Raw genomic sequence first — 16,693 nt, 5'->3', positions numbered from 1 at the left:
ACGCGCGTGGCCGCGCATGCATGCCACGCCGCGATCGACTAGACTTGCCGCTCCCGCGCTAAGGCGAGGTCAATGGCCGTTCACGCTGCCCTGAATATCCGCATCGGTGTCGCGGTCGCCTTCATCGTGGCGCTCTGCGCGCCGCACGCCGCGTATGCTGCGTCGCCCGAGTCCGACAGCGTCTCGCTCAGCGAGTCCTCGATCAGATGGAGCACCCTGAAATATGCGACCACGCCGGAGAACGGTTTCGTCGACGGTTCGCTCGACAAGACCGTCATCGTCGACCGCACCTTCCGCACCCGCGTGCTCGAGAACCGCTATCTGAAGGTGACGCTGGTGCCCGAATTCGGCGGGCGCATCATTTCCATCATCTACAAGCCGACCGGCCACGAGCAGCTGTATCGCACCGAGGTCGGTTTGCCCTACGGCATCAAGGCCGGCGATTTCTACTACGACTGGATGATGGTGTATGGCGGCATCTTCCCGACCTTTCCGGATCCGGAGCATGGCCGCACCTGGCTGAAGCCGTGGGATTTCCGCGTGGTGAGCCAGACGGCCTCCGAGGTGACGGTGGCGATGTCGCTGACCGACGATTTCGCCTATGCGGCGGCCCCGAAGCGGTTCACCGGCGAGAGCGGGATCGCCGCGACCACCTACGTGACGCTGAAGGCCGGTCGTGCCGCGCTCGATACACGCGTGGTGCTGCGGAACACGCAGCCTAGATCCATCGCCTACGAATATTGGACCTGCACGACGCTGGCGCCGGGCTCCGATCCGAATCATCCCAAAACCACGGGCGGCGCGGAAATCATCGCGCCGATCACGGCCTACACCACGCCCGCCTGGTCGGCCAATCTGGGCGACGGCGATGCGCGCACGGGGCCGGACACGTGGCGGTTCGACAAGCTGCGCTACTTCCGGAACTGGCCGACGATGGGCATCGCCTATGCCGCGCCCGACATGCAGGGCGGCAATTTCTGGGGCGTGATCAACCACGACAATGAAGAGGGGATCATCCGCATCGCCGACAACACCGTGACGCGCGGGTTGAAGATGTGGACATGGGGATTCCCGTCATTCACCCATGAAACCGATGCCCGCAAGGCGCCGAGCGAGCAGCAGCCCTATGTCGAATTATGGGCGGGCGTGTCCGACCAGTTCTTTCACGACGTGCATCTTCCGGCGTCCGGCGAACTGTCGGTCGCGGAAACCTACAGTCCGACCGTCGGCTTGAGCAATGTGACGCAGGCCAACGCGAGCATCCTGATCAACCTTGCGGTCGAAGCGTCCCATGCAAACCTGCAGTTCTTCAGTCTCGAGCCGGCCGCGCCACTGAGGGTTACGCTGAAACGCGGTGATGCCGTCATGTTCGATGAAGCGGTGACCGCCGATCCGAAGAACGGAAACCACGTCTCCGCAAACATTCCGTCCGACGGCAGCGGTGATCGGGTGCAATTGACGATCAGGACCGCCGAGGGCAGGGAACTGATCGCGGCCGAAGTGAAGATCAGATAGGCCCGAGCCGCATCCGCGCGCCGAGCGCGACAGCCGGGATCAGTGGAAGAAGACCCGCGTTCCAGCCACCCATCGCTGCTTGTCGCCGACCGGGCTCGCGCCGATCTCCCATCCGACGCCGCCCCAGAGCACGTCAACGGCGCCAAGCTCGCCCGCCATGTCGCGGACGTAGAACACGTTCGGCTTGGAATTGGTTTGCAGCGGGCCGCTGCTGCCATCGGGCTGCTGTTTCAACAGGCACCAGACATCGACCAGCCGGCTCTCGTGGCTCTGATCCTGCTTGGCCAGCAGTTCCTTGTCGCTTGACGCCGCGGTCAGGACCCAGGTTTGCAATGATGAGCCGCTGAGATCGTCCTCGACCTTGGGCATGAACCGGCGCGCGAAGGTCGCGCCGAGCCATGAAATCCTGACAGCGGCGCTTGACGAGATGTCTTCCGTGAAATGTTCCCGCGCAATGAATGTCTCGCGGTGAGGGATTGCCGAGGTCGACGATGGATCGGCAGGTTCCTCAGCGTTCGGACGCAGGGAACAGGCAACATGATCAGCCGCAACCACAGCGCCGGACGGAACCGGTCTGGTGTCGTCGGCGGCCAGGCTGAAGCCCGGTGCAGCCAGAAGGAGCGCGAGCGACAGGGTAAGGCTTGGTCGTGGCATATCGTCGTTGTCCTTGAGTTCGCTCTGTCCGCGAACACAAGGTAAACCGCATCGTGCATATGTAAATCAAAGATGCAATTTCTGGTTAAGGATAAAAAGTAACGACAACTGCAATCCAGTTTTGATTCAAATGCGATGCATCTCGCGTTCTACGTGCGCGATTATTTCATATCGATGCGTGCTGCGAAGGCGCTGCGGCACGCAATCCACCGGAAAGAGCGCCGTCGCTGTACGATTCCCGTTGCTAGCTGCGTATCTCTCGCGTCGATAGCAGCATGGGTGAATGCTCGCGTGGCGAGAAGCCGGTCGGCAGGGCCCGGCAACATCTCGCCTCCGCGCGAAGCGGATCGCTCCAGCTCCAGCGCACGCGCCAGGACGGATTGTGCGCGTAAGCCGGAATCCGCCACACCCAGATGGTCTCGTAGACGCTGTCTCCGAACTGTTCGACGTCGGGCTTTGCCGTCGGCCAGAGCGCCGAGCCGATGAGGGCAACCGATAAGGTCATCGCCGCAGCAATAATCATTTTGCGCATCACGCGCCTACCTTTCCTGCCGGTCGAGGGCTCATCACCCGCGACGTCAAATGCTTTCGCGATACGTGTCGTCCTGGTCTTGGTCTGCACCCAAGAGCTACGATCGACCTCGCAATGCGCGCGTGAACAAAGGTCTTTTCCGCAACGATCGAACACAAGTAATACGGCTGTCATAATCAGAGCGAAGCCGTGTAAGCAATCCGGAAAACAACCGGGAATGAACCTCCAGCAGAACTCTTTCGAGTTAACCAGCATCGACCAGCAAAAAGCCCGTAGAATTACGTCGTGGACTGCACGGTGCCGGCATTGGCGATCGCACGCAACTGACGATCGTCATGGCAAATGTCCGTATTGGTCAATCGCGAGTCGCCGCGCAATGCAGCTCAGCTTGCGACAGCCGACCAAAGTAACGAGAGGCCGGCAACCAGCATGATGCCGTCCATGATCAGGCGAAACGCGTCGGGCTTGAGATGCAGCACGAATCGCTTGGCGATGAAGGCGCCGGCCATCAGCGATGTGCCGGCGATCAGGCCCTTCAGCGCGACGCCTGACGTCAACGCGCCGAGGCGCTCGAAGGTCACCGACTTGCTGACGTAAAGGCCGAGCGAGCTTGCGGCTTCGGTGGCGAGGAACGCGCCCTTGCTGAGGCCGTAGAACAGGAACAGCGGCACGCTGAGCGGTCCGGTCGATACCACGATGCCGGTGAGGTAACCGATCACGGCGCCGCCGATCGCCAGATGCCAGAGATTGGCCTTGAGTTGGTGTCGCGCCAGCCAGTGCCGCACCGGCACCATCGCGATCAGGAACACGCCGATGGCAACGTCGACGGCATGCGAAGGCAAAGCAAGCAGCGTCCGCGCGCCGAGCGCCGCGGCCGGAATGCCCGTGACGGAATACGCCGCGCAGGCGCGCCAATCGACCTCGCGCCACCAGGCGAGGATGCGCGAGAGATTGGCCATCACGGAGGCGACGGCCATGATCGGCACGGCTTCCTTCGGTCCGAACTGATAGACCAGGATCGGCATCAGCATGATCGACGAGCCGGTGCCGACGATGCCGGAAATGGTGCCGGCGATCAGGCCGACGACGAGGACGAACAGGAGGCCCACTTATGCGCTCCGGGGCGACGATTGCCCATGGCACTGATTTGCCCGACGCCACGTCGCCAAGCCACGTCCAACACTGTCATCGCCCGCGAAAGCGAAAGCGGGCGATCCAGTACGCCGCGGCCCATCGATTCAATCACGAACGCCTCCGGAATACTGGGTCGCCCGGTCCAGGTGCGCAATTGCGCACAAGGCCGGGCGATGACATCGAGTGTGTGGCCGCTTGACGAGTAATACTACCCAAATCACTTCAAAACCACCCACGCCGGCGCATGATCGCTCGCACCTTCCTCGCCGCGGATGTCGCGATCGACGCCGGCTTTCACCAGTCGCGGTGCCAGCACGGGGCTGAGCAGGAGATGATCGAGCCGCAAGCCGGCGTCGCGCGGCCAGCGGTTGCGCTTGTAATCCCAGAAAGTGAACATCTGATCGTCCGGATGCAGCGTGCGGATCGCATCGCACCAGCCCTGGTCGACCAGCGCCTCGAACACGGCGCGGCTCTTCGGCTGGATCAGCGCGTCCTTGTCCCAGGAGCGCGTCGGATAGATGTCAAATGGCGTCGGCGCGACGTTGTAGTCGCCGGCGAGCACGACCGGGACATCCTGCTTGAGCAGGGACTTTGCGTGTGCGTGGAGCCGCTTGAACCAGGCGAGCTTGTAATCGAATTTCGGTCCTGGCTGCGGATTGCCGTTCGGCAGATAGAGGCTGGTGACGACGATGCCGCGTACCGCGGCTTCGATGTAGCGCGCCTCGTGGTCGTCGCGGTCGCCGGGCAGGGCGGTGCGGATCAGCACCGGCTCGGCCTTGCGTGCGAGGATCGCGACCCCGTTCCAGGTCTTCTGTCCCTGCCACACCGCGCCATAGCCGGCCTTCTCGAGCGCGGCGGCAGGAAACTCGGCGTCGCTCGCCTTGAGCTCCTGCAGGCTGACGACGTCAGGCTTTGCCGACTTGAGCCAGCGCAGCAGGTTCGGCAGGCGGCGATTGATATTGTTGATGTTGAATGTCGCGATCTTCATGCGAAATGGCGATCGCGAGAGGGCATGCGATCAGGATGCGGGACTGCTCGGCAGCGGCGGTGGCGCCACAGGCGTGGCGGCTGCCGGTGCGACCACCGTCTCGTCCTTCGCGACCACGGCATCGCCACCCTTGTAGATCCGCGTGAAACGGCGTCCGAGGCTGGTCAGCACCTCATAGCCGATCGTGCCGAAATGATGCGCCACCTCGTCGACTGTGATGCCTTCGCCGATCAACGTCACCATGTGGCCGCGGCGCACGGCGTTCTTGTCGAGATCGGTGATGTCGACCGCGATCAGATCCATCGAGACGCGTCCGGCGATCGGGCAGCGCTTGCCGGCGACGACCACCTCGGCGCCGCGGGTGCCGTCATTGGCGCTGGCGGCGCGGAAATAGCCGTCGGCATAGCCGGCTGCGACGACGGCGAGGCGGGTCGGCCGCCGCGCGGTCCACGTGCCGCCATAGCCGACGGTCTCGCCGCGGTCGATGTTGCGGATCTGCACGATGCGCGCCTTGAGGTCGACCACCTGCTGCATCGGATTGTCGGCCTCCGGCGTCGGGTTGACGCCGTAGAGCGCGCAGCCCGGCCGCACCATCTCGAACTGGAACTGGGCGCCGAGGAAGACGCCGGAGGAGTTTGCGAGCGAGGCCGGTACGCCGGCGAACAGGCTTGCAATCTCGCGGAACGTCGCAAGCTGCTTGGCATTGGCGGGATTGTGGAGCTGCTCGGCGGAGGCGAGGTGGCTCATCACCAGCGTGATGCCGTGGTCGCCGGCGTTGATCCGGGGGATGATGCCCTGCGCCTCGGTGACCGTCAGCCCGAGCCGGTTCATCCCGGTGTCGATATGGATCGCGGCGCCGCCGGACCAGCCCGAGCGGCGGCAGAACACGTCCCACTCGGCGAGCTCGTTGAGGTCGCCGATCACGGGCTTGCAGTCGATCTTGGCGTAGCGGTCGCCGGTGTTCTGGAAGAAACCGCCAAGCGAGTAGATGGTGGCCATGGGAGCAGCCGCGCGCACGGCGGCGGCCTCCTCGACGGTGGCGACAAAGAAGGTCTTGCAGCCGGCATTGGCGAGCGCGCGCGAAACCTGCTCGGCGCCGCAGCCGTAGGCGTTGGCCTTGACCACGGCGCCGCATTCGGCCGGCACGGCGGTCTTCTCGAGTTTGCGCCAATTGGCGACGATGGCGTCGAGGTCGACGGTCAGGATACCGGTGGCGGCCGGATAGGCCGCCAGCAGATTGGCTTCGGGCGTCAGCTGGGATTTCGCGTCGGTCACGATGTTCATGCGCCAGTTGTACGCGCGCGCCTTTCCGCGTTCAACCGCGCCAGCGCCGCTGGAGCTGCTTCGCTCAAAAACGCTCTAATACCCGCGATCAGGAACCTGACCGTCGGGCGCGAGGTCGCCGAACCGGGTGACGCTGGCTTCGAAGTGCAGTTCGACGGTTCCGGTCGGGCCGTGACGCTGCTTGCCGATGATGACTTCGGCCTTGCCGTGGGCGAGGCCCATCTCGGTCTGCCACTTCTCGTGTTCGGGCGTGCCGGGGCGCGGCTCCTTGTTCGCGAGGTAGTATTCTTCGCGGTAGACGAACATCACGACGTCGGCGTCCTGCTCGATCGAGCCGGACTCACGAAGGTCGGAGAGCTGCGGCCGCTTGTCGTCGCGGTTCTCGACCTGACGCGACAGCTGCGACAGCGCGATGACGGGGACGTTCAATTCCTTGGCCAGCGCCTTCAGGTTGGTGGTGATCTCGGTGATTTCCTGGACGCGGTTGTCGTTACCTTTCTTGCCCGAACCTTGCAGCAGCTGGATGTAGTCGATCACGATCAGATCGAGGCCCTTCTGCCGCTTGAGCCGGCGGGCGCGGGCGGTGAGCTGCGAGATCGAGAGGCCGCCGGTTTCGTCGACATAGAACGGCAGCGACTGCAGCTCGACCGAACAGTCGCGGATCTTCTCGAAATCGAGTTCGGTGATGCCGCCGCGGCGGATGTGGCTCGAGGGGATGCCGGTGCGTTCGGCCAGAATACGGGTGGCGAGCTGCTCGCCGCTCATTTCGCAAGAGAAGAACCCGACCGAGCCGCCGTTGATCGCCTTGGTGGTGCCGTCCGCCTGCACCTCCGGCACATAGGCCTTGGCGATGTTGTAGGCGATGTTGGTGGCGAGCGACGTCTTGCCCATGCCGGGACGACCGGCGAGCACGATGAGGTCGGAGGGCTGCAAGCCACCCATTCGGGCGTCGAGGTCGCGCAGGCCGGTGGAGATACCGGACAATTTGCCATCGCGCTGGAACGCCTTCGCCGCCATGTCGACGGCAACCGTGAGCGCCTGCGAAAAGCGCTGGAAGCCGCCGTCATAGCGGCCGGTCTCGGCCAGCGTGTAGAGCTGCCGTTCGGCGTCCTCGATCTGCGCGCGGGGAGCAAAGTCAACCGGAGCGTCGTAGGCGACATTGACGATCTCCTCGCCGATCTGGATCAGGTTGCGACGCAGGCTGAGGTCGTAGACGGTGCGCCCGTAGTCGTGGGCGTTGATGATGGTGGTCGCTTCCGCCGCGAGGCGGGCGAGGTACTGGGCGATCGTCATGCCGCCGATGTCGGTGTCGGCCGGCAGGAACGTCTTCAAGGTCACGGGAGTGGCGACCTTGCCCATCCGGATCAGCGAACCTGCGGTTTCATAGATCGTCTGGTGCAGCGGCTCGAAGAAATGCTTCGGCTCCAGGAAGTCCGAGACCCGGTAGAAGGCGTCATTGTTGACCAGGATCGCGCCCAGAAGACTCTGCTCCGCTTCGATGTTGTGCGGTGCACTCCGGTACGTCGGTGTTCCGGCGTCGGGCGCGAGTTGGTGGACGTTCGAATCAATCAGGGCCATGGACGAGCTTATTCTTCTGATTTCGTCGTTACTGCGATTTTCGGATGTGGGGCGGCGATCAAGCGCCAGCCCGCCACGAAGCGAAAGGTGAGAAGTGCCTTATGCACGATTCACACAATGCGATGTGTGAATCGCGTACGCGGCGAAGCATTCGGCTTGACGTGGATTTGTCGAAAAGCGGGCGAGGTGCGGCCGGTTAGCGCTGTCGTTGGCGGAAGTTGGACGGGGTCTGAACCTTTTTGCGCGCCCGCGAACCCATCAAGAGGTGAGGGCGCCTGCCGTTCCGATTCGTCAGACCAAGATGAGGAAGGCCAATGCAATCAAGGCGGCCGCCACCCCGGTTGCGATCAGGGCGTAGTCGGTCACGATATCGCGCTGCGGGTCCAACATCGTTCGGTGCGTTTCTGGGAGCATACCGGACCACTACGACAGACCGGACAGGGCCTCTATGAAGCAAGTCACACGTGCCGCATTTTCTTTGCGGCATGGTCGCAGGAACCCCCGGCTGGTTTGCGGGTTGTCTCCGCTCAGGGAAGATACGGCGACGATGGCTCAGGGGTTTCAGACATCGCGGTTTTCGGTCACCCGGGCGCAAAGTTCCGACCGGCGCTGGCTGACGAAGCTCGTCGATGCCATGGAGCGGGCCGGCAGCCCGGATATCCGCGCCGTTCCCTGCGATGCCAAGCTGATTTCAGCCGTTTCGGCCCATCTGGCACGTCCCGCATCGGCCTTCGCCCAATACGGCTCGGCCTACAGCCTGCGGAATTAGCCGTCCCAGCGTTTTCGTTTGATCTATTCGCCGGCGAGCTGTAGCCGGGGCTTGGCGGCGTCAGCCTCCTTGAGCTGCAGCCGGGCTTCCTCGCGGCCGATATAGTCGCGGGTCATCGGCACGACGCCCTGGCGCTTGGTGAGCTGCAGCTGCAGGTTCATCATGTTCTGGACGCGGAACGACATCTCGGACGCCGCCAGATAGAACTCCCACATCCGGGCGAAGCGCTCGTCATAGAGGCGAACGGCCTCTTCCCGTCGCGCCATGAACCGGTCGCGCCACGCCTTCAGCGTCTCGGCATAGTGCAGGCGCAGGATCTCCATGTCGCAGACCAGCAGGCCGGCCTTCTCGACGGCAGGCATGACCTCGGAGAGTGCCGGGATGTAACCGCCCGGGAAGATGTATTTCCTGATCCAGGGGCTGGTGACGTCGGGGCCGGTCGAGCGGCCGATCGAATGCAGCACCATGACGCCGTCGTCGCTCAGGAGCTCGGCGCAGCGCTGGAAAAAGGTCTCGTAGAAGGCCACCCCGACATGCTCGAACATGCCGACCGAGATGATGCGGTCGAAGGGACCGGGGATGTCGCGGTAATCCTGCAGTAGGAATCGCGCCGACTGGGCAAGGTTGCGCTCGGCGGCGCGGGCATTGGAAATCTGCAGCTGCTCGGTCGACAGCGTGACGCCAGTGACGTCCGCACCGGTCATTTCGGCAAGGTAGAGCCCGAGCCCGCCCCAGCCGGAGCCGATGTCGAGGACGCGGTCGCCGGGCCGCGCCAGGAGTTTCGCGGCAAGATGGCGCTTCTTGGCGAGTTGGGCGTCGTCAAGGGACGCGTCAGGCGTCTCGAAATAGGCGCAACTATATTGCTTGTCGGCGTCGAGGAAGAGGGAGTAGAGGCGGCCGTCGAGGTCGTAGTGGCGGGCGACGTTGTTCCTGGACCGGCCGCGGACATTGAGCTGCTGGATACGGCGTCCGAGGAAGCGGAGCCACGACTGCAGCCGGGTATAGTTCGGCAACATGTCGGCCTGGCCCATCAGCACGGCCAGCGCATCCGCGATGGAGCCTTCCTCCACCAGGAGCGTGCCGTCCATATAGGCCTCGCCGAGGTAGAGCTCCGGATCGAGCAGGACCCGAGCTTCAGCCGCGGCGCTCGTGAAGCGCACGGCCACCGGAACCCCGGTGCCATCGCCACAGGTGAACTTCATTCCGCTTGCGGTCGTGAACGTGATCGAACCGCGCCGAACGAACTGCCCCAAGAAGTATCGCAACAATCGATCCATCGACACACCAACGGAACGGCAAGCTGCTGCACCCGACACAATCGGAGCGGTGCGCTCCAACGTGTCCCCATCACTACAAAGATAGGCATGGAATTAGATCGCGCTATTGCATTGTGGTCAAAGCCGATATTCCAAAATGTGACAATTGCGTGGATGTGTCATTGATGCGCTTCCATTCGCAGGATAATCGGATAAAAGGTGACCGCCGCGGCCGATCCATGGACACTGGCGGCGATTTTCCCGGAATCTGGAGACTTACGCGAATGTTGAGCCGAGCCCTCAGTCTGGCGACGGTGACGCTTCTGGTTGGCTGCCTTTCGGCGCATGCGCAAAACCTCGAGGCCGGCAAGAGCCCCTCCCAAATCTTCGCAGGTGCCTGCACCGCGTGCCACAAGAGCCCGCGCGGCCTGCTGAAGACCGTGCCGCCCGGCTCGCTGCCCGGTTTCCTGCGCCAGCACTACACAACGTCCAGCGACATGGCCGGCGTGCTCGCGTCCTACCTGATCTCCAACGGCGCCAACGACCCCCGTTATCAGGGCAGGGATCGGCCCAAGGATGCGCGGGAGCGCGCCGTGGATGGTCAGCAGTCCGAGCGTCCCGGCCGCCGGCAGCGTCAGGGTGCAGCGCAAGAGGCGGGCAAGCCGGACGCTGACGGTTTGGCGCCGGGCGAAGGACATCCCCGCCACAAGGGCAAGCGCATGGCGCGCCCGAGCGAGTCTCAGGAAGGCGTCAATCCGGCCGAGGGACAGGCTCCCGAAGCCGCGAGCGAGGGCAAGCCGTCGCGCCACAAGCTCGGCCGTCGCGGCAAGGCGGTGGAGGAGAAGTCCGACGAGGCGGCGAAGGGCGAGACTCCCAAGGATGAACCGAAAGCCGCCAAGGGCGAGGAGAAGGGCGAAACCGAAAAGCCGGCGAGCGCCAAGCCCGCATCCGGCACCGCCAAGGTCGACACGCCCAAGGAAAGCAGCGAATCGACCCCGCTGCGGTCCGATCCTGTTCCGCCGGTGACGCCGGCGCCTCCGGCTGCTGCCGCGCCTGCGCCGACGCCAAGCCCGGCGGCGGCCGCGTCACCCGCTCCGGCCCCAGCGCCGCCGCCGGTCACGGCCGCAGCACCGGCTCCGAGCCCGGCCGGGACGCCCGAAGCGCCGATGTCGAAGTAAAATTGCCAATGCCCGGCTGTCACAGCCGGGCAAATTTTTGACTATCACTAGAGCAGCGCTCTAGAGTGGACATCCAGTCGGGAGGAAAGAGAACGGTGACCACGGCGCGCGAAGATCTGCTGGCAGCGGGACTGGCGGTGTTCGACCGGGACGGCTTCGAAGGCGCGACGGTGGCCGCGATCCGGACCCGGGCGCGGGCCTCGAACGGCAGCTTCTTCCACTTCTTCGCCTCGAAGAAGGAGCTCGCCGGAACCCTGTTCCTGGAGATACTGCAAAGCTACCACGCCGCGATCGTGAGCTCGGTTGACGCAACCCGCGGTGCGAGCGAGGGCGTCGCGCGGCTGATCCGCGCCCATCTCGATTGGGTGGTGACGAGCCGGCGCGAGGCACGCTTTCTGTTCGAGATCTCCCGCAGCGAGTGGACCGAGGAAGTGCGCGGCGCTCAGCGTACCGAGAATGCGCGGCTGGCCGAGGGCATCGAGCGCTGGCGCGCGCCGCTGCTTGCGCGCGGCGAGTTGCTGCCGATGAGCGCGACGCTGTTCTTCAGCCAGATCATCGGGCCGGCGCAGATCTTCTGCCGGGCCTATCTGTCGGGCCGCGACCGCGGCGACCCGCGCGAGCATGCCGAGACGCTGATCGCCTGCGCGATCCGCGCGGTAGTGGCGCCCGGCGCGGCGAACGGAGCAGGAGGGACATCATGAGCGAAACCGATCCGGACTTTGCGCCGATCGAAACCAGGATCCGCGACGATGTCGGTCGCCAGGGCTTCATGAGCCATGTCGGCGCCGAACTGGCGGAGCTGTCGCGCGGGGCCTGTACGCTCGCGGTCGACCGGCGGCCCGAGCTGTTGCAGCAGCATGGCCTGTTTCACGGCGGGGTGACGGCGTTTCTGGTCGACAATGCCACGACGATTGCCGCCGCGACGTCGCGCGGCCGGCCGGCGCTGACGGCGGAGTACAAACTGAACCTGCTGTCGCCGGCGTCGGGCGATCGCTTGATCTGCCGGGCGCGGGTGATCAAGCCGGGGCGTCAGGTCGCGGTGGTCGCGGCCGACGTGTTCTGCGTGATCGACGGCAAGGAGAAACACACCGCGACCGCGTTGGCGTCGATTGCGATGCTCGACGACGCGGCCGCGGCACGAATCCAAAGCCCGGCCTGATCGGGCCGGGCTTCAGTCCGTTGCGCGATGCGGACGCGCTTACTGCTCTTCGGCGGCAGGAGCCGGCTCGGCCTCGTCGTGCTGGGCTTCCGGATCGAAGAACTCGCCGGCCGCGGCGAGCGCCTCGGCGGCGGCGTCCTGGTCTTCCTGGCGGGTCGAGATGTCCTCGCCGCGCTTGATGCGCTCGGCCTCTTCGGCGGAGCGGGCGACCGTCACGTTGACGCTGGCCTCGACTTCCGGATGCACGGCGATCGTGACCTTCTGGGCGCCGATCACCTTGATCGGCGAGTCCAGCCAGACCTGCGGACGCGAAACCGTGACGCCGTCGGCGGCGAGCGCAGCGACGATGTCGCGCACCGAGACCGAGCCGAACAGCTGGCCGGACTCGGAGGCCTGGCGGATGATGATGATGTCGCGGCCGTCGATCTGCTCGGCGACCTTGGCAGCTTCGCCCTTGGCCTGGATGTTGTTGGCCTCGAGCTCGGCCTTCATGCCGTCATACTTGGCGCGGTTCGCCTCGGTGGCGCGCAGCGCCTTGCCGCGCTTGAGCAGGAAATTGCGGGCATACCCGTCCTTGACGCGAACGATCTCGCCCATCTGGCCAAGCTTGGCGACGCGCTCCAGCAGAATGACTTCCATTTTGGTTCTCCTTTAGATGCTAAGTATTGGATCGAGTGGTGGGAACTGATGTCAGGACGCCGGCAGCGGCGGCGGCCTGCTGCGCAGGTAGCGTTGCCGCAATCCGAACAGGGCGTCGGCGATGCCGAGCGCCACCATCGCGGCGATCGGCCAGCCGAACACGACGACGGCCGTGTAGGCGCAGGCCAGCCAGAAACCGCGGCTGCTGAGCGACTGCGTCACCGTATGCAGCACAGCGAAGCCGACGAGCGCGTAGACGATCACGAGCGCGGTCGCGACGATCTGCGCCAGCATGGCAAGAAGCCCGCCGACGAAACTCAAAGCAAGGGCCACCAGCAGCGCGACCAGCGTCATCGGCGGCAGTACGGTGGCGCGGAGCTCAGGCCACGGCCGGTTCAGACGGCCCGAGGTCAGCGTGACCTTGCCGGCGAGCCACAGGTTCAGCGCCAGCGTGATCATCGCGATCACCGTTGCCGCGATCGGGGCAAAGGCCGCAAACAGGTCGACGATCCGGTCGACGTCTCCGCCGGGTTGCCCGTTGGCAGCAGTGAAGACCTTGAGCAGACCGCGCCGCAGCTCGGCGTTGATCGTCTCGGCGTCCGAGCCGAGCGTCAGCAGCGCGCCGGTCGTGGTGATGACCGCGAAGACCGCGACCCAGAGCAGGATACGGCCGATCGGGTACCATTCGAGCTGTGGCGGAGCCGGTTCGGCGTCTGCGGTAACCGTTGTGTCGGCGACGGGCCGTCCGAGCAGCGCCAGGTGGCCGAGCCACCAGCCGGGCAGGGCAACCATCACGGCAAAGGCGATACAGTAAGGCAGTCCGAAGATCGCGCCGAGGCCCGCGGCGGCGGCGATGCCGCCAATGGCGGCGGCAAGCGGACCCCAGCCGAGCGACGTCACCATCAGCGGCAACGGCGCGAGATAGAACAGCAGCAACGAGATCAGCGCGCCCGAAATGATCGAGGCGAACATCAACGCCGACGCAGCGCCGGCCGCAATTGCAACGATGAATATTCCGATCATCAGCTGTCCCGCTCCTTTCGAGCGGTTAGAGGCCGTCTTGCGAGAGCCCCAACCATCGGCGACCGGATGATCCGGAAGCCTTATGAAGATAAGCGGCCGGCGACACGCGCCGCCGGCCGAAGGCGATTACCTGATAACGTAGGGCAAGAGGCCGAGGAAACGCGCGCGCTTGATGGCGCGGGCGAGTTCACGCTGCTTCTTGGCGGAGACGGCCGTGATGCGGCTCGGCACGATCTTGCCGCGCTCGGAGACGTAACGCATCAACAGCTTGGAATCCTTGTAGTCGATCTTCGGCGCATTCGCGCCCGTGAACGGGCAGGACTTGCGGCGACGGAAAAACGGACGGCGGGCACCAGCATCAGCCATGATTCTTTACTCCTCGGTCGCTGCGTCTTCTTCGCGCGGACGGCGCGGGCCACGATCGCCGCGGAAGCCACCGCCGTCGCGATCACGGTCACCACGGAAGCCGCCCTCGCGGTCACCGCGGAAACCACCGCCGCGGTCATCGCGCTCGCGATCACGGTCGGCCTTGCGCATCATCGCCGACGGGCCTTCCTCGTGCTCTTCGACGCGCACGGTGAGGTAACGGATGACGTCTTCGTTGATCCGCTCCTGGCGCTCGATCTCGGTGACGACAGCCGACGGAGCGTCGATGTTCATCAGCACGAAATGCGCCTTGCGGTTCTTGTTCATGCGGTAGGTGAGGGAGCGCACGCCCCAGCTCTCGGTCTTGGTGACCTTGCCGCCGCCCTGTTCGACGATACCCGAAACCTGGGCCGTCAGTTCATCCACCTGCTGGGTGCTCGCGTCCTGACGCGCGAGAAAGACATGCTCGTAAAGAGGCATGGGAGTCCTTTCCTGTGTTGGCGCGGTTCCCGGCGACAAGCCCTTCGAGACCTTCGGAAAGGACTCGAGCTGCTCAGAAGGCGGAAGCACGGGACGACGGGCCGACTGGCCCTGCCACATCAAAATCAACAGGTGAATTTGCTGAGACCGTCCGTTCAGCTCCCGGCCGGGGCCCACGGATGGCGGGCTTTATACGGATTTTGGCTGCGAAGGCAAGGGTTCTCAGCCCCGTGCCGTCCGCGAATCGCGAGGGCGGGATCGCACGGGGGCGCTTTGGACCCCGGTTATCCCACAGTTCGCCGTTGATTTTTTTGTTTGTATATCATACAAATAACTCAGGGAGGACGATCATGGGTTCGGAGACCGTTGCCGGCATGCCTGCGGCCGATCCGAAGCACGGTGTCCGCGCGACGCGGTCGGCGGGCCGCAAGATGCGCTCCCTCTTGCTCGACGGCGCCAGCCGTCTTTTCAAGGAGCGCGGCCTCTCCGGGACCTCGATCTCCGATATTGCCGCAGCTGCCGACGCCTTTCCGAGCCAGATCACCTATTACTTCCGCACCAAGGAGGCGTTGTTCGTCGAAGCCGCCTGCCGCGACATGTTGTATCTGGCGCGCGCGACCGAGCAGGCCGCCCTCAAGGCGCATACGCCGCGCGACTACACGCATGCGCTGGCGGAGACGGTGACCGCGACCGACACGGTCGCCTTCTTCGCCGAAGCCTTGACCCTAACGAGGCGCCGGCAGGACCTCGCGCCGCTGGTCGAGCGCACCATCGAGCGCCTGCACAGCGAAGGCGCGCGGGCCTATGCGGGCCAGGTCGAGCGGCATGGCTGGCGAACGCTGCGCGCGCCCGAGGAGAGCTCGCGGCGCTTTTGGGCGGTCGCGATCGGCGTGATCGTCGAAGGCTTTGCGATGGGCCGCGCGCCGGAGGAGATGTGCGGCGAGCTGCTGCGTGCGCTCGGCGAGCAAGCCACGGCGATAGCGGCGCATGACGCGACGCGGCTTCGCCTGGTCGGCGACCCCAACACTTCACCCTCATCGGACGGGGAGACAAGCTCATGACCGCGCTTCGTATGCGTGCCCGCAATTTCCTGACCGAGGATGAGCTGATTTCAGTCCGGCAGCGCACGACCTGGAAGGGCTTAGCGTTGATCGCGCATGCATGGGCCCTGATCCTGGGTGCGATCGCCCTCGTTGCGTGGTGGCCCAATCCGCTGACCTATCTGCTTGCCGTGGCAATCATCGGTTCGCGCCAGCTCGGGCTTGCGATCCTGATGCACGACGGTGCGCATGGCTGTCTCTCGGCGGACGAGCGGACCAACCTCGCGCTGAGCCAATGGTTCTGCGCCTATCCGATCTTCGCCGAGACCCGCGGCTATCGCCGCTATCACCTGCAGCATCACGCGCGGACGCAGCAGGAGGACGATCCCGATCTCGTGCTGTCGGCGCCGTTTCCGATCACGCGGATGAGCTATCGCCGCAAGTTCTTCCGCGATATCACGGGACAGACGGGTTACCAGCAGCGCAAGGCGCAATTGCTCAATGCGCTCGGGCCGAAGGAATGGCCGCCGTCGCGGCGCGCCGCGAATTTCTGGGACAAGCTCGGGCCGCAATGCGCGACCAACGCCGTGCTGTTCGCAGGTCTTGCCGCGGCCGGCGCGTGGTGGGCCTATCCGCTGTTGTGGCTGGTGCCGCTACTCACCTGGATGATGGTGATCACGCGCATCCGCAACATCGCCGAACATGCCGTCGTGCCCGACAGCTCCGATCCCCTGCGCAATACCCGCACCACGCACGCGAATATTCTCGAACGTCTTTTCATTGCGCCCTATTATGTGAACTACCATCTCGAGCATCACCTGCTGTTCTACGTGCCCTGCTACAACCTGCCGCGCGTCCACCGTATCCTGGCCGGAAGCCGGTATGCCGACCGGATGGAGGTGCAGCCGGGTTATGCCGCGGTGCTGCGGCTTGCCACCGCCAGGCCCGCCAACGAGGATCGTCCGGGGCAATTGGTCAACAGCGCGCGTCGGGCGAGGGCGGGCTCCAAGGTTAACGCCGACCAGAACGCCGGCGGCTTCTAGCCCCTGCGGGCGTCCGGCATCCCCAGGGTTCCGCCGGATCGGCTTGACATGGCGG

The 16,693-nt window shown here is 64.8% G+C and carries 18 protein-coding genes; 7 read left to right on the top strand and 11 right to left on the bottom strand.

The window, feature by feature from the left end:
• Positions 1–72: 72 nt before the first annotated feature.
• Positions 73–1,515 carry a DUF5107 domain-containing protein gene (locus tag AS156_RS00380; RefSeq protein ID WP_066498508.1) on the top strand — a complete coding sequence of 481 codons (1,443 nt, stop codon included), beginning with the start codon at positions 73–75 and terminating at the stop codon, positions 1,513–1,515.
• Between the two features lie 39 nt (positions 1,516–1,554).
• Here the strand turns inward: AS156_RS00380 and AS156_RS00375 are convergent, their stop codons facing one another.
• From AS156_RS00375 to AS156_RS00350, 6 genes are all read right to left on the bottom strand, one after another.
• Positions 1,555–2,169 (bottom strand): hypothetical protein, encoded by a 615-nt coding sequence (locus AS156_RS00375; protein ID WP_066498507.1) that lies wholly within the window; start codon positions 2,167–2,169, stop codon positions 1,555–1,557.
• 244 nt (positions 2,170–2,413) lie between these two features.
• Positions 2,414–2,791: a hypothetical protein gene (locus AS156_RS00370; protein ID WP_245312483.1), complete on the bottom strand. Its 378-nt coding sequence runs from the start codon at positions 2,789–2,791 to the stop codon at positions 2,414–2,416.
• A gap of 293 nt (positions 2,792–3,084) precedes the next feature.
• Positions 3,085–3,810, bottom strand: a complete 726-nt coding sequence (locus AS156_RS00365; RefSeq protein WP_066498504.1) for a sulfite exporter TauE/SafE family protein — start codon at positions 3,808–3,810, stop codon at positions 3,085–3,087.
• Positions 3,811–4,052: 242 nt separating this feature from the next.
• Positions 4,053–4,823: an exodeoxyribonuclease III gene (gene xth, locus AS156_RS00360; protein WP_066498497.1), complete on the bottom strand. Its 771-nt coding sequence runs from the start codon at positions 4,821–4,823 to the stop codon at positions 4,053–4,055.
• Between the two features lie 30 nt (positions 4,824–4,853).
• Positions 4,854–6,107 (bottom strand): alanine racemase, encoded by a 1,254-nt coding sequence (alr, locus tag AS156_RS00355; RefSeq protein WP_066498495.1) that lies wholly within the window; start codon positions 6,105–6,107, stop codon positions 4,854–4,856.
• A 75-nt stretch (positions 6,108–6,182) separates the two neighbouring features.
• A complete protein-coding gene (locus AS156_RS00350; protein ID WP_066498492.1) occupies positions 6,183–7,685 on the bottom strand; it encodes a replicative DNA helicase in 1,503 nt (500 codons plus the stop codon).
• 448 nt (positions 7,686–8,133) lie between these two features.
• Between AS156_RS00350 and AS156_RS00345 the strand changes: the two genes are divergently transcribed.
• The gene (locus tag AS156_RS00345; RefSeq protein ID WP_245312482.1) at positions 8,134–8,454 is read left to right on the top strand and encodes a hypothetical protein; all 321 of its coding nucleotides are present in this window, start codon (positions 8,134–8,136) and stop codon (positions 8,452–8,454) included.
• Between the two features lie 23 nt (positions 8,455–8,477).
• On the opposite strand, the gene AS156_RS00340 is transcribed toward AS156_RS00345, so the two are convergent.
• The gene (locus AS156_RS00340) at positions 8,478–9,731 is read right to left on the bottom strand and encodes a cyclopropane fatty acid synthase (RefSeq protein WP_066498596.1); all 1,254 of its coding nucleotides are present in this window, start codon (positions 9,729–9,731) and stop codon (positions 8,478–8,480) included.
• 263 nt (positions 9,732–9,994) lie between these two features.
• On the opposite strand from AS156_RS00340, the gene AS156_RS00335 reads away from it, so the two are divergent.
• From AS156_RS00335 to AS156_RS00325, 3 genes are all read left to right on the top strand, one after another.
• Complete coding sequence (locus tag AS156_RS00335; RefSeq protein ID WP_066498485.1) at positions 9,995–10,888, top strand: hypothetical protein; 894 nt, start codon at positions 9,995–9,997, stop codon at positions 10,886–10,888.
• A 95-nt stretch (positions 10,889–10,983) separates the two neighbouring features.
• The gene (locus tag AS156_RS00330) at positions 10,984–11,589 is read left to right on the top strand and encodes a TetR/AcrR family transcriptional regulator (RefSeq protein WP_066498484.1); all 606 of its coding nucleotides are present in this window, start codon (positions 10,984–10,986) and stop codon (positions 11,587–11,589) included.
• Positions 11,586–12,047, top strand: coding sequence for a PaaI family thioesterase (locus AS156_RS00325; RefSeq protein WP_066498476.1), 462 nt, complete (start codon positions 11,586–11,588; stop codon positions 12,045–12,047). The genes AS156_RS00330 and AS156_RS00325 overlap by 4 nt, the downstream gene beginning before the upstream one ends.
• Positions 12,048–12,086: 39 nt before the next feature.
• On the opposite strand, the gene rplI is transcribed toward AS156_RS00325, so the two are convergent.
• The 4 genes from rplI to rpsF form a co-directional block, all read right to left on the bottom strand.
• Positions 12,087–12,686 (bottom strand): 50S ribosomal protein L9, encoded by a 600-nt coding sequence (rplI, locus tag AS156_RS00320; RefSeq protein ID WP_066498473.1) that lies wholly within the window; start codon positions 12,684–12,686, stop codon positions 12,087–12,089.
• Positions 12,687–12,737: 51 nt separating this feature from the next.
• Entirely contained in the window at positions 12,738–13,709 is a 972-nt protein-coding gene (locus tag AS156_RS00315; protein WP_066498470.1) for a DUF2232 domain-containing protein, read from the bottom strand.
• A gap of 126 nt (positions 13,710–13,835) precedes the next feature.
• A complete protein-coding gene (rpsR, locus tag AS156_RS00310) occupies positions 13,836–14,075 on the bottom strand; it encodes a 30S ribosomal protein S18 (protein ID WP_016844287.1) in 240 nt (79 codons plus the stop codon).
• Between the two features lie 6 nt (positions 14,076–14,081).
• A complete protein-coding gene (gene rpsF / locus AS156_RS00305; protein ID WP_066498586.1) occupies positions 14,082–14,555 on the bottom strand; it encodes a 30S ribosomal protein S6 in 474 nt (157 codons plus the stop codon).
• Positions 14,556–14,905: 350 nt separating this feature from the next.
• On the opposite strand from rpsF, the gene AS156_RS00300 reads away from it, so the two are divergent.
• Both AS156_RS00300 and AS156_RS00295 read left to right on the top strand, forming a co-directional pair.
• Entirely contained in the window at positions 14,906–15,616 is a 711-nt protein-coding gene (locus AS156_RS00300) for a TetR/AcrR family transcriptional regulator C-terminal domain-containing protein (protein WP_066498469.1), read from the top strand.
• On the top strand, positions 15,613–16,638 hold the full coding sequence (locus AS156_RS00295; protein ID WP_066498467.1) for a fatty acid desaturase family protein: 1,026 nt from the start codon (positions 15,613–15,615) through the stop codon (positions 16,636–16,638). The genes AS156_RS00300 and AS156_RS00295 overlap by 4 nt, the downstream gene beginning before the upstream one ends.
• Positions 16,639–16,693: the final 55 nt, after the last annotated feature.

Source organism: Bradyrhizobium macuxiense, from assembly GCF_001542415.1.
In the GTDB taxonomy this organism is placed as follows: Bacteria; Pseudomonadota; Alphaproteobacteria; order Rhizobiales; family Xanthobacteraceae; genus Bradyrhizobium; species Bradyrhizobium macuxiense.
The sequence above is the reverse complement of the archived record's forward strand: the minus strand, read 5'-3'. Positions and strand labels throughout refer to the sequence as shown.